The organism is Rouxiella chamberiensis (assembly GCF_026967475.1).
GTDB lineage: Bacteria > Pseudomonadota > Gammaproteobacteria > Enterobacterales > Enterobacteriaceae > Rouxiella > Rouxiella chamberiensis.
This window is the reverse complement of sequence record NZ_CP114058.1, coordinates 3,002,248-3,016,015: the sequence shown is the minus strand read 5'-3', so window position 1 is coordinate 3,016,015 and position 13,768 is coordinate 3,002,248. Positions and strand designations below refer to the sequence as shown.

Sequence of the window (13,768 nt, the reverse complement as noted above, 5' to 3'; positions counted from 1 at the left end):
TTTCCCGCGTCACTGACGTTGCAGCACATACAGCAAACTCTGTGCTGCAACGTCAAACTCAAAGATGATGTTCAGTCGGCAACGTCAATTAATTTGAATACAGATGTAATAATAAACTTATGGAAAGCCTGATGAATTCTTCCCTCCCGCTGCAACGCCTCCTTGGAATCATGAAAACCTTGCGTGATCCCGCCACGGGCTGCCCGTGGGACAAAGCCCAGAGTTTTGAGACCATCGCGCCCTATACGCTCGAAGAAACCTATGAAGTGCTGGATGCCATCGAGCGCAAAGATTTCGACGATCTGCGCGGTGAACTCGGCGATCTGCTGTTCCAGGTCGTGTTTTATGCCCAAATGGCCAGCGAGCAGGGGCTGTTCGATTTCGACGATATCTGCACGGCCATCAGCGACAAACTCGAGCATCGGCATCCGCACATTTTCAATCCGCAGGGCGGCGAAACGGTCAAAGACAAAGAGCAGGTGCTGGTCGACTGGGAGAAGGGCAAGATTCAGGAGCGGGCCGACAAGGCGCTTTACTCCGCGCTGGACGATATTCCGGGCAACCTTCCTGCGCTGATGAAAGCGCACAAGATTCAAAAACGCTGCGCCAATGTCGGCTTCGACTGGACTACGCTCGGGCCTGTGCTCGACAAAGTCTATGAAGAAATCGACGAAGTGATGTACGAGGCCAAACAGGCGGTGGTCGATCAGGAAAAGCTCGGCGAAGAAATCGGCGATATGCTGTTTGCGACGGTGAATCTTTCCCGCCATCTCGGGCACAAGGCCGAAGGAGCGCTTCAGGCGGCGAATAAAAAATTCGAACGCCGTTTTCGTCAGGTTGAACTTATCATCCGTGATGCCGGTCTGAAAATGGAAGACGCTACGCTTGAGCAGATGGAAGAGGCATGGCAGCAGGTTAAGCAGCAGGAAAAGTCTGCGCAGAAACCAGCGAGATTAAATAAACTTTGCATTGCGGTGATCGATATCAAAACACCGTTCAACATGACTGTTAGTCTAGCGCTGACTGACGAGTTTACGGTGAGGCAACAAAAAGTTAATAAATTGAAATATATGGCCTTTTTTGCAGCCCAAGCGGCTAAAAAATCAAATTTTTGTGATTACATAATTGTTTTATAAGGGATTTGCCATGTTAAGACCCAAAGTGTACAGGCGAGGGGTTGCCGGAGGGTCGACAGGTGAAGAGAATAAAACGATCGTTTGTGGCGCACTAAAGGTTCGGGTATACTGCTTTCCCGTCTTGGTTATTCCATCGTCTTTAAACCTAACCTCTCAGGTTCAGCATGACAACTAATTATATTTTTGTGACCGGCGGGGTCGTATCCTCTCTGGGTAAAGGCATTGCCGCAGCCTCATTGGCGGCTATTCTCGAAGCCCGTGGTTTGAACGTTACCATCATGAAACTCGATCCCTACATCAACGTGGATCCGGGTACCATGAGCCCAACCCAGCATGGTGAAGTCTTCGTTACCGAAGATGGGGCCGAAACCGATCTCGATCTGGGTCACTACGAACGTTTCATTCGCACCAAAATGACCCGTCGCAACAACTTCACTACCGGTCGTATCTACTCCGACGTCCTGCGCAAAGAGCGCCGTGGCGACTATCTCGGCGCGACCATTCAGGTTATCCCGCACATCACCAATGCCATCAAAGAGCGCATCATTGAAGGCGGCGAAGGCCATGACGTCGTTCTGGTCGAAATCGGCGGTACCGTAGGTGATATCGAATCCCTGCCTTTCCTCGAAGCGATTCGCCAGATGGCGGTTGACGTGGGCCGTGAGCACACGCTGTATATGCACCTGACGCTGGTGCCTTACATGGCGGCCGCGGGTGAAGTCAAAACCAAGCCAACCCAGCACTCCGTGAAAGAACTGCTGTCTATCGGTATCCAGCCAGACGTGCTTATCTGCCGTTCGGACCGTGCGGTTCCTGCCAACGAGCGTGCGAAAATCGCCCTGTTCTGCAACGTGCCCGAGAAAGCGGTTATTTCTCTGAAAGACGTTGATTCCATTTATAGAATTCCTGCGCTCTTGAAATCTCAGGGCCTTGACGACTATATTTGTAAACGATTCAGCCTTGAGTGCAAAGAAGCCGATCTGGCCGAATGGGAACAGGTTATCTACGAAGAAGCCAACCCGGGCGGCGAAGTGAACATTGGTATGGTCGGTAAATATACCGAACTGCCGGATGCCTACAAATCGGTTATCGAAGCCCTGAAGCACGCCGGCCTGAAAAATCGCCTGAGCGTGAACATCAAGCTCATCGATTCGCAGGATGTAGAAACCCGCGGCGTCGAAATGCTGAAAGATCTGGATGCTATCCTGATCCCGGGCGGTTTCGGTTATCGCGGCGTAGAAGGCAAGTTGATGACTGCGCGTTACGCGCGTGAGAACAACATTCCTTACCTCGGCATTTGTCTGGGTATGCAGGTTGCGCTGATGGAATTTGCCCGCAACGTGGTCGGCATGGAAGATGCGAACTCCACCGAGTTCGTGCCGGACTGCAAGTTCCCGGTTGTGGCACTTATCACCGAATGGCGCGATGAAAACGGCAACGTCGAAGTACGTTCCGAAGACAGTGATTTAGGCGGTACCATGCGTGTAGGTGGACAACAATGTCACCTGACCGAAGGTAGCCTGGTTCGTCAGATGTACGGCGAGCCAACGATAGTTGAACGTCATCGTCACCGCTACGAAGTAAACAACATGCTGCTGAAACCTATCGAAGCCGCGGGTTTACGCGTTGCAGGTCGCTCTGGCGATAAGCAACTGGTGGAAATTATCGAGCTGCCAAACCATCCGTGGTATGTGGCTTGCCAGTTCCATCCAGAATTTACGTCAACGCCGCGTGATGGTCATCCGTTGTTTGCAGGCTTTGTGAAGGCTGCCGGTGAGTATCAGAAGCGTCAGGTAAAATAAAATACAAGACCCGCGATGCGCTGCCGGAGTGCGGCGCATCATGGAGTCTGCAGCTTTAATTTAACTTGTACTGAGGAAATCCTAATGTCCAAAATCGTTAAAGTGCTCGGTCGTGAAATCATCGACTCCCGTGGTAACCCGACCGTAGAAGCTGAAGTTCATCTGGAAGGCGGTTTCGTAGGTCTGGCTGCTGCACCATCAGGTGCATCGACGGGTTCCCGCGAAGCTCTGGAATTGCGTGACGGTGATAAATCTCGTTTTCTGGGTAAAGGCGTAACTAAAGCGGTTGCTGCGGTTAACGGCCCTATCGCTCAGGCACTGACCGGCAAAGACGCTAAAGACCAGGCCAATATCGACAAGGTAATGATTGAGCTCGACGGTACCGAAAACAAATCCAAGTTTGGTGCCAACGCGATTCTGGCGGTTTCTTTGGCTGCTGCTAAAGCTGCTGCTGCCTCTAAAGGTTTGCCACTGTACGCACATATTGCGGAACTGAACGGCACGCCGGGCAAATATTCCATGCCACTGCCTATGATGAACATCATCAACGGCGGTGAGCACGCCGACAACAACGTCGACATTCAAGAGTTCATGATCCAGCCTGTTGGCGCGAAAACGCTGAAAGAAGCCGTACGTATGGGCTCCGAAGTTTTCCACACTCTGGCTAAAGTTCTGAAATCCAAAGGTATGGGAACTGCTGTCGGTGACGAAGGCGGCTATGCGCCTAACCTGGGTTCCAACGCCGAAGCCCTGGCTGTTATCGCAGAAGCGGTGAAAGCGGCAGGCTATGAGCTGGGCAAGGACATCACTCTGGCGATGGACTGTGCGGCTTCCGAATTCTACAAAGACGGTAAATACGTGCTGGCTGGCGAAGGCAACAAATCCTTCACTTCCGAAGAGTTCACCCACTTCCTGGAAGACCTGACCAAGCAGTATCCTATCGTTTCCATCGAAGACGGTCTGGACGAATCTGACTGGGATGGTTTCGCTTACCAGACTAAAGTTCTGGGCGACAAAATCCAGCTGGTAGGTGACGACCTGTTCGTGACCAACACCAAGATTCTGAAAGAAGGTATCGATAAAGGTATTGCCAACTCCATCCTTATCAAGTTCAACCAGATCGGTTCTCTGACCGAAACTCTGGCGGCTATCAAGATGGCGAAAGATGCCGGTTATACCGCAGTCATCTCTCACCGTTCAGGCGAAACTGAAGATGCCACTATTGCTGACCTGGCTGTGGGTACCGCAGCAGGCCAGATCAAAACCGGTTCTATGAGCCGTTCTGACCGTGTGGCTAAATACAACCAGCTGATTCGTATCGAAGAAGCGCTGGGTAATGCGGCACCGTTCAACGGTCTGAAAGAAGTTAAAGGTCAGTAATTTCTGCCCCCTTGCTTTATAAAACCCGCTTCGGCGGGTTTTTTTATGCCCGTCACGTGCCGAAAATAAAAAAATCGACTCATCGTCTTAACCTTTTAGAATATTCACTTAATCGTTCTCTTATAGAATAAGCGTTCGCAGTGGGTAGACTGTCTTGCAGAAAGTGCAGCTATAAAACGCCTTATTATGCCTGTTAATCTTTTTTTATTCTGGGTAAGAATCTTGTGCGCCCAGAATATTGCCCGGTTAAATAAATGGGTGTTTAAATTTTTATTTAAAAAAGGCTTGTCGGTTTAAAAGGAAAGAGAATGTCGGAACATACTACTATTCCAATATCGACGCCGGTGCAGTCCGCCAACGCGATTATCGCGGCTGATGAAAATATCGCTGCGCCTGAATATTTGGCGGGCGTGATGGGTTCTCCCTTGCAGCCACAAAGTTTTTACGCCAGAACGGCGGACTCTCCCCTTTTTACTGATGGCGCGCCCGGGGAAACATCGTCTGCCGAAAGCCTCGCCACAGGAAGTTTAACGCAGAACAATCACCACCAACGCCTTGTCGATACCCTTCGCACGCCGGGCCGCTGGAGCCGTGAAATCGCAGACATCGCGATACCCGCGCTGGCTGACGCCCTGAACATTCACATTCTGTTTCGCGAGCCTTTGGGGCATCGCAGCATCGGTGACAAACATGCCCGCCGCACAGTCACGCTGCAACGGTTTTGCACGCCGCATTATGAACATTACAGTTTGATTGATGATGCAACTCGGCCGTTCTCCTCGTTTGACGGAGACAGCTTTTTTCGGGTGATTTCTCAGGCTCTGCATGGTGACGATCGTTCTTGTGCGCAATACCGTCATCTGGCGGCCAGTCATGTTAACGCACATTTTCAAGACTACGACGGCGGTACGGACGCTATCTCGCGGTTCGCCATTGCGTTTAATAACATTGAAAATCAATGGGCGACGCTGGATAGCGCCTTTCCCGCCATCAAAGAGAAAATATTATCCGAAACCCTCTGCCTGCTTATTACCGAACTTCACAATATTAGAGACTCGGTCGGCACGCATCCCTTTACCTTACAGCAGAAAAAACGCATCAGAGAGATTGCCAGCCATTTTATCGTGGTCGAAAATAAAGAGCGCATAGAATCGCTTATCAGGCTGATTAATGCGAATGAACCTGACCCGCAGAATGCGGTCGTCAATAATTACCGCCTGCATGAATTACGCACCCGACTTGAGAAAAGTGAAGATATTCTTAAATTAAAGAATATCGATGCGCTGAACGGCGAAAATGAAGTTGATCCTGAGTCTCTGCTTATTTCCCTGTTAAATCAGGATGTCCTTAAACTTATTTCGGTAAAGGGCATGTCCTCACTTCAGTTGGGCAGCGCATTGCATGATGCGCAGTTGGCACTGATGATCGATTTTTATGCGCTGGTCGGGGTAAAGAGCCATGCCCTTAATGAAGCGATTAATCAGATCCAGCTCGAAGGCCATGCGGGCAATCTGACACAAGTCATCGCGCCTGCACTGATCGGCAAGGTAAAGAACGAGTTTGCCCATCTTGTTGACCGCGTGCGTCATTATCTTCCGGCGGAAATCGGCGATCATCATATGCGTGACAACACGCTGGCGCAGCACGGTGACGATTATCATCCCGACAACTATGACTACCAGACGCCCCTCGAGGCGCTGCTTGAGCGGGGCAATGCGCAAGAAGATGAAGTCATTGCCAACCGGCTGCTGAGGCTGCTCGAAATCCGCTTTCTTAAAAGATTACCGCTGCTGAAACTGCTGGAGAACACGGTTAATAATTCTCTCCTGCTTCAAGAAAAAAGCATCGTGCATGAAGATGAACAAAAGCTGTTTTCAGCAGGGCATTATGCCTATCCACATATCATCGACACATTATTGGATTCGCGTCGTGAGCGCCTCGCAATTCTGCTTGAAGAAATGCCTGCCGCGCCATTGATTATCGGCGATGATTTCCCCGTCTCCGAAATGAGCCTTGAGGGACTGCCTTACGGACCCCGAGGATTAAGTCTGGCGCAGATTGAAAACTGGCTGGCCGATAAAAGCCTTTCCAATACGCGGCTTTCCTGTATCGGACTCTACAGTTGCACCGCCATGCATGAAATTACCCATACCGGCTCTCTCGATATTCGCTGGATGAATAATCTCCATGACAGCACCTTGCTTCAGGCTTTTCCTCTTTTACCCAATCCCAGGCTGGATCACGACGCCGATCGTTTTGCGCTGATAGACACGCTGGTCTATGTTGGGCGAGAAATCGAAGAGCCGTTGCAGGGGCGGCATCCTCTTGGCGTTCTTCTTGATTACAGCCACAGGATTTTTCAGCAAATCAACGGCTTGTCGCTCACCGATAACCAGCTTGTCTATCTGCTGGTCACGGAATATAAAGACGCCATCTTGGTGATTGCCAACCGCATGTACGATGAACACGGCGAAGACTATTCACCTCTGGCAGACTGGGAGACGTTGCTGGTCAGCGTGGCAAGAGACGGGCAGTTGGCGCAAAAGCTCGAGAATTGTCCCAACGAAGCCTTTGATATCGTCAATGGGCTCTGCGAACCGGCGTTGTTCCGTGCGTTGGCGCTGGCCAAAAATATCGCCATCGGGAAGGGCTTCATCAAGACCAATTTTAGCCATTATTTCAATCCAGCCGGTGAGCGCGTCTATACACCGGCAACACTGCCTGACACCTATATCAATATCATGCCCGACTCGCTATTTCTCATCAGCCTGCCGCAACCCGCGCACTCTATTGCCGGACGGGTAGTGGTGGTTCCTCGACATGGCGGAGTCAGCAATCTTGAACTGCTGCAAGACTGTATTGCTCTGGATGATAAAAATGCTCCCGCTCCTGGGGCGGCCATCGCCGTCGATCAGCAAAAAAGGCAGGCATTTCTGGCGCTGGTCCGGCAGGTCGCCGATTTTGCGCAAAAGCCTGATACCGTGGCGGATAGCGCCAAGGCGGCAGTAGAGACATCGCTTTCCATACCCGAGAGTTACGCAGCCTTGAAGCATCAGGCCCGCTTTAAACGCAAGCGGGATGACGATCCTAATAACGACGGCGCGTCATCGTCCGGCATTACCGGCCATGCTGGTCGGCAACATAAAAGTGCGGCGACGAGCGTGGTCGTTGCCGCCTCTGTAAGGGGGCAACGTCAAAGCGTCGCGCCGCATGACACCCTGGTCAAAGCACCACAACAGGCCCTGCAGCTTGCGCTCATGGCCGAACACGCCGCGCTGGATTTTCATACCCGTGCACTGTCACTCATGGCGGCCTATGAGATGCTTCTGGCCGCCGCCCGAACGGCAACCCAATCGCCGCGTCAGGCGGCCGATGTGTTAATTCGCAACAGCGGTATGGGCGCGAAGCTGGCCACTGTTCGAGGGTATCGACTGTGTGTCGATCAACTGCTGTCTTATTACTTCACGCTTATCCACCAGCTCTTTTCCGCGCAGGCGCTGACGTCCAAAGAGGTTTATGCGCTGACTCTCGAGCATTCGCCGTGGGAAAGTTCGCCCGGCACTCGTGCGCTGGCCCTGATTAATCATGGCCAGTATTCGACCAGCGTGCAGTTTATTCATGTGATGCTTGCGGCGGGTGTGGCAGAAGGCTCGCAACGCGAATTGAAACAATTTCTGAATACCCGCACCCATGATTTCGCGCATCCGCGTACGGTGATGCAATCCCGCCGTGATGGTTTTAATCGCATTAAACATGAGGCCCGACAAGACTGGTCACGAACCCCTCATGCTTTATCCGGTCAGGCGCAGCAAATCATTGCGTTGCTGTCGCGTCACCAGCTTCTCGACGACGAACGCCAGATTGCCTCGCTGCATAAAAAGAGCCGTGTTGCCCTTAAAGCCTCTGACCAGAGCGCATTGGCCGCGTTGCAGGCACCGTTGCTCGAGCGCATGCTTGACGGGCAACGCGCGCTGGAATCTTCTCTTTCGGCCGAATATCTACGGCTTGGCCGTCAGGAGAAACACCTCGCGGCGCGCCCGCTCAATGCTGGGCAGACCCGTCACTTTGCACGGCAACCGCAGCGGGCTTCCCTGCTGGAGTTTACCGCTCGACTGTCGGACGTGCTGGCCGATTACCGGCGGATCACGGCGCAGGCTTCCCGTGCTTCGCAAGAGAAAGACAGCATATTTGAGAGGCAGGAAAACGAAAGGCGACGGGCGATGAATCTTGCGGTCGAACCCACCGCGCCTGGTAATGTTGTCTCGTTTTTAATGACGGAGATGCTGCCTCTCGTGACGCAGCCCAAAAACACCTCATCGTCCTCGGAGCCTCGATATCATGGGTTGCAACAAACAGAAAGCTATCGAGACAGCTTGTCGAAAAGGTTGGCGCAGCTGGAGGTCGTAGATCGTCGGTTGAAAAACCTTAACGATGAAGATGACGCCCTTCAGGTGTTGGCCAGACGGCTTGGCAGGCTGAGGGATCAAAAAGTGCCGCCCGAAAAAGCGCAGGATATCAATAAAATTATCGAACAGGCACTCGATCGGCGAACCCACAATGATGCGGCGCAAGAGCTCGAACGGCTGGCCTATCGCACCGAAATGATTAATCAGCAGGTGAATACGTTAAAAAACAAGGGGCTTGAGCAGGATCTTCAGCGGTTGCAGCAGTTCAACCGCCAACACCAGACTCACCGCGAAATACAGCCGCCCGGTAACATGCGGCAAACGGCGAGAACAACGCAGGCCCGCTGAGTGAAAAAACGTCAGGTTGCGTGGCGTGATAGGTTTGGCGCAACGCATTATGTCTGCGATAATGTGCGCTGGCTCCTTAAAATTTGAGATACAGATGCAGTACCCGATTAACGAAATGTTTGAAACCCTGCAAGGGGAAGGCTTTTTACCGGCGTGCCGGCTATTTTTATTCGTTTGCAAGGTTGCCCGGTAGGGTGCAGCTGGTGCGACACGAAACACACCTGGGAAAAATTCGCCGATCGTGAAGTCGATATGCAGCGTATCCTGGTCAAAACCGAAGAAACCGACGCGTGGGGTAATGCCAGCGCCGAGCAACTTCATCAGGTCATTCAGAATCAGGGATGGACGGCCAACCACATCGTGATTACCGGCGGCGAGCCGTGTATTTATGATTTGCAGCCGCTGACCGAACTGCTGGAAGCTCGCGGCTACAGCTGCCAGATTGAAACCAGCGGCACGCACGAAATTCGCTGTTCGGCTAAAACCTGGGTGACAGTATCGCCGAAGGTGAACATGCGCGGCGGTTACGACATTCTGCCGCAGGCATTGCAACGCGCCGACGAGATAAAGCATCCGGTCGCCCGTCAACGCGATATCGATGCGCTTGAAGCCCTGCTGGCAACCCTGTCAGACGACAAGTCGCGCATCATCGCGTTACAGCCAATCAGCCAGAAAGAAGAAGCGACCAAGCTGTGTATTGCAACCTGTATTGCCAAAAATTGGCGGCTTTCCATGCAGACACATAAGTATCTCAATATCGCCTAATCCTCTTTGCTCTTATCACTGTGACTTGGTTGGCGTCGCTCGCCCAAATTGCCGACGAATGTCAGCGCATCGGGACCCACGCGCTTGCCGCCAAGCCACAGCATTTATAGCATTGAGAATGCAATTATCGCCTCTGCAGGGCAATACGGATGACGTTGAAGATTTGCGTGAATAACTTTTAGAAAGGCGTTGGCTATCCCTCTTCGTCCTCGACACGCTCGCGTCAAGAACGAAGAAGATTGCCCCACAAGAATTCGATCCGAGTCTATTGCGAGGGCAATACCGGATCAGCCGCGATAGACGCAGCCGGCGGTGCAGGTTTCTTTGATACGTACCGCGCTCAGCAGGGGAAGCTGAGGTTTCATCTTGTCCCAGATCCACTTGGCCAGCACTTCGCTGGTCGGGTTTTCCAGACCGGGAATATCGTTGAGATAATAGTGGTCCAGGCTGTCGAGCGTTGGCGCAAAGGCGGCTTTCAGTTCGGCAAAATCCATTACCCAGCCGGTATGCGGATCCACGTCACCGGTAATCTCAAGACGCACGGCAAAAGAGTGCCCATGCAGGCGGCCACATTTATGCCCTTCTGGAACATGAGGCAGGTGATGAGCGGCTTCGAACATAAAATCTTTAAATAATGTAGTGGTCATGACACTGTCTCGTTGACTGCAAAAAACGCGGCATATTAACGGAAACTGGCCCGTTAAGCCATGAGTTATCTGCTCTATGAATAGACAGATATTGCGCTTTTCCTCCTTTACTCGGCATCACTCCTTCCCTTAAAGTGAGGCGTTGCATACTAACCTATTGAGATAGTGAATGATTAGAGCGCTGCGTTGGGCCGCATTGATGCTGTGTTTAACTGCGACGGCAAATGCCGAAGGTTTGCCGGTAGGTGCGGCGACAGTAAGTTCAGCGGCGGTGAAAGGCGCGTCGCCGAAGGTGGCGTCCAGGCCGATAAGTCTCGACATCAAGACACTGGCCGACGGTACAGGCAGTTTTTACTATCCTGCTGGCGGCAATAAAAAACCGCTCGAAGTCTTTACCTATCAGCCTGCCGGAACCGATGCAAATTCGCCGGTCATCATGGTCATGACGGGCGTGGATCGCAATGCTTCGACCTATCGCAACGACTGGATAAAAGTGGCCGATCAGTATCATTTCCGCATTGTGGTGCCACGTTTTACCGATCAGGATTTCCAGGGCAGTTACGGCTACAATCTGGGAAATATTCAGGACCCGAAAACGCATCACCGCCTGCCGAAGGCGCAGTGGAGTTTTACGCTGGTCAATGACATCTTCCTCGCCATGCACCAGCAGGGCATCACGTCGCAGTCGCAATATTATCTGTTTGGCAACAGTGCGGGCTGCCAGTTTGTACATCGCGCGCTGACCCTGCTCCCACAGCCGCAGGTCAAGGCGGCTATCTGCGCGGCAGCAGGCTGGTGGACGCTGCCCGATACGGATCAGCGCTGGCCCTATGGGTTGCGCGCCTCGCCGATAAAAGTGAGCCAGAGTCAGCTCGCCGCCTATTTTGCAAAACCTGTCTTGATTGCGGTAGGTGCCAATGACGATGATCCTGAAAACCGTCAGCTGCGCCATTCCAAAGGGGCGATGGCGCAGGGCAGCAACCGGCTCGAACGTGCGGAAAACTTCTTCACGACCTCGCAGCAGCAGGCCGAGCAGAACCATATGCCCTTCAACTGGCATTTCGTTGCGTTGCCGGACATAGGGCACAGCGGCAGTAAAATGTCGATTTATGCCGCCGGACAGTTCGCGCGTTTCGAGCAGCATCACGAGTTTAATCCCTGACAGGGAAGGTCAGCTCATCGGCATCAAGATATTTTCAGCCTCGCAAATGCGGGGCTTTCTCATTTAGCTCTCCCCGAATAACCCCTTCAAAAACCGCCTCTTTTTTTCTTAGTGATTTCAGTAGCCTATAACTGAGGCTTTAACAGTTTTATCGATAGGTTTTACCGGAAAAAACACTTAGTTATTATGGTTATTTAATATTCCCATCACTTATTTAATTGTTATGATTCGGCTGGTTAACCTTACACGCTCTCCACTCTTTCCGAATAAACAGTCCGTTTGATACAGGCTTATGCAATAAGGGAATTCGTACCGCGATGACGACTCAGGCACCTCCTACTTCTTTGCTCCCATTATCCCCGGAGCAAATGTCACGGCTGCAATCGGCAATTGGTGACTATTCGCCGACCCAGTTGGCCTGGCTTTCAGGCTATTTCTGGGGATTGACCAACCAGCAGCCGGGCGCAGTAGCAGCGCCTGCACCCGTTGCCGCGGCAGCGTCCGTTACTCTGATTTCTGCCTCGCAGACCGGCAATGCGCGCCGTCTGGCCGAACAACTGCGCGATGCGCTGGTTGCCGCTAAACTTAACGTTAACCTGGTGAATGCCGGTGACTACAAGTTCAAACAGATTGCGCAGGAAAAACTGCTGGTCGTCGTCGCCTCGACGCAGGGCGAAGGTGAACCCGCAGAAGAGGCGGTGGCGCTGCACAAGTTCCTGATGTCCAAAAAAGCGCCGAACATGGCCGATACGGCTTTTGCGGTATTTGGTCTGGGCGATACGTCCTATGAATTCTTCTGTCAGGCGGGCAAGGATTTTGATGCGCGTCTGGGCGAGTTGGGCGGCGAGCGTCTGCTGGACCGCGTCGATGCCGACGTCGAGTATCAGGAGCAGGCTGCGGCGTGGTGTACCCAGGTCGTCGAGGTACTGAAAAAACGCATTCCTGCCGAGTCGCCGGTGGCGCAGGCGGCCACGATTGCCGGTAACGTCAACCAGCTCGACAGCAGCCCCTACAGTAAAGAGCAACCGCTGACCGCCTTGCTGTCCGTGAATCAGAAGGTCACGGGGCGCGATTCCGACAAGGACGTGCGACATATCGAAATCGATCTGGGTGACTCGGGTCTGCGTTACCAGCCGGGCGATGCGCTGGGCGTGTGGTTTGAAAACGATCCGCTGCTGGTGAAAGAACTGGTTGAACTGCTCTGGCTGAAAGGCGACGAGCCGGTCGACGTTCACGGCAAGACGCTGCCGCTGAGCGAAGCGTTGCAGCATCACATCGAGCTGACGCAGAACACGACCGTCATCGTCGACAAATATGCCGCCGTATGTCGCGATGCCGACCTTTTGGCGTTGATTACCGACAAGAGCGCGTTGCAGCATTTTGCCCAGAACACGCCGGTTCGTCGACATGGTCCGCCGTGCGCCGACCGAGCTGCAACCGCAACAGCTTATTGACCTGCTGCGCCCGCTGACGCCGCGCCTGTACTCGATTGCGTCCTCGCAGGCGGAGACGGAAACGGAAGTGCACATTACCGTGGGCGTGGTGCGTTATGACATCGACGGACGTGCGCGTACCGGCGGTGCCTCCGGTTATCTGGCCGACAGACTGGAGGAAGACGGCGAAGTGCGCGTGTTCATCGAGCACAATGATAACTTCCGTCTACCGGCCGATCCTGACGCGCCGGTCATCATGATTGGGCCTGGCACCGGCATCGCGCCGTTCCGTGCCTTTATGCAGCAGCGCGACAACGACGGCGCAAGCGGCAAAAACTGGCTGTTCTTCGGTAATCCGCACTTTACCGATGACTTCCTGTATCAGGTCGAATGGCAGCGCTACGTGAAAGACGGCCTGCTGACCCATATCGATCTGGCGTGGTCACGCGATCAGGCGGAAAAAGTCTATGTTCAGGACAAACTGCGCGCCAAGGGCAGCGAAGTCTGGGCATGGTTGCAGGAAGGCGCACACGTATATGTTTGTGGCGACGCGAATCGCATGGCGAAAGATGTCGAGCAGGCTTTGCTTGAAGTGATTGCCGAATACGGTGGCATGGATCTGGAAGCCGCCGATGAATATCTGAGTGACCTGCGTATGGATCGTCGTTATCAGCGAGATGTCTATTAAT

At 53.0% G+C, this 13,768-nt stretch carries 5 protein-coding genes and 3 pseudogenes; 7 read left to right on the top strand and 1 reads right to left on the bottom strand.

Features of this window, described 5'->3' with window-relative positions:
- Window positions 1-131: 131 nt before the first annotated feature.
- The 5 genes and pseudogenes from mazG to queE form a co-directional block, all read left to right on the top strand.
- Window positions 132-929: pseudogene (mazG, locus tag O1V66_RS14030) on the top strand (nucleoside triphosphate pyrophosphohydrolase); the annotation flags it as partial.
- A gap of 371 nt (window positions 930-1,300) precedes the next feature.
- Window positions 1,301-2,938: a glutamine hydrolyzing CTP synthase gene (gene pyrG / locus O1V66_RS14025; RefSeq protein ID WP_045048553.1), complete on the top strand. Its 1,638-nt coding sequence runs from the start codon at window positions 1,301-1,303 to the stop codon at window positions 2,936-2,938.
- Window positions 2,939-3,022: 84 nt separating this feature from the next.
- Window positions 3,023-4,318 carry a phosphopyruvate hydratase gene (eno, locus tag O1V66_RS14020; RefSeq protein ID WP_045048554.1) on the top strand — a complete coding sequence of 432 codons (1,296 nt, stop codon included), beginning with the start codon at window positions 3,023-3,025 and terminating at the stop codon, window positions 4,316-4,318.
- 308 nt (window positions 4,319-4,626) lie between these two features.
- A complete protein-coding gene (locus O1V66_RS14015; RefSeq protein WP_045048555.1) occupies window positions 4,627-9,072 on the top strand; it encodes a hypothetical protein in 4,446 nt (1,481 codons plus the stop codon).
- 94 nt (window positions 9,073-9,166) lie between these two features.
- Window positions 9,167-9,837 (top strand): annotated as a pseudogene (gene queE, locus O1V66_RS14010) (7-carboxy-7-deazaguanine synthase QueE).
- A 287-nt stretch (window positions 9,838-10,124) separates the two neighbouring features.
- Here queE and queD read toward each other — a convergent pair.
- Window positions 10,125-10,484 carry a 6-carboxytetrahydropterin synthase QueD gene (queD, locus tag O1V66_RS14005; protein ID WP_045048557.1) on the bottom strand — a complete coding sequence of 120 codons (360 nt, stop codon included), beginning with the start codon at window positions 10,482-10,484 and terminating at the stop codon, window positions 10,125-10,127.
- 169 nt (window positions 10,485-10,653) lie between these two features.
- Here queD and O1V66_RS14000 point away from each other — a divergent pair, with 169 nt between their 5' ends.
- Window positions 10,654-11,646, top strand: a complete 993-nt coding sequence (locus O1V66_RS14000) for a hypothetical protein (protein WP_269127779.1) — start codon at window positions 10,654-10,656, stop codon at window positions 11,644-11,646.
- 317 nt (window positions 11,647-11,963) lie between these two features.
- Window positions 11,964-13,767: pseudogene (cysJ, locus tag O1V66_RS13995) on the top strand (NADPH-dependent assimilatory sulfite reductase flavoprotein subunit).
- Window position 13,768: the final 1 nt, after the last annotated feature.

Bases quoted from the DNA above. Each gene is read 5' to 3' on its own strand.
- eno (WP_045048554.1), top strand. From the start codon at position 3,023: ATGTCCAAAATCGTTAAAGTGCTCGGTCGTGAAATCATCGACTCCCGT.
- O1V66_RS14015 (WP_045048555.1), top strand. From the start codon at position 4,627: ATGTCGGAACATACTACTATTCCAATATCGACGCCGGTGCAGTCCGCC.
- queD (WP_045048557.1), bottom strand. From the start codon at position 10,484: ATGACCACTACATTATTTAAAGATTTTATGTTCGAAGCCGCTCATCAC.
- O1V66_RS14000 (WP_269127779.1), top strand. From the start codon at position 10,654: ATGATTAGAGCGCTGCGTTGGGCCGCATTGATGCTGTGTTTAACTGCG.
- pyrG (WP_045048553.1), top strand. From the start codon at position 1,301: ATGACAACTAATTATATTTTTGTGACCGGCGGGGTCGTATCCTCTCTG.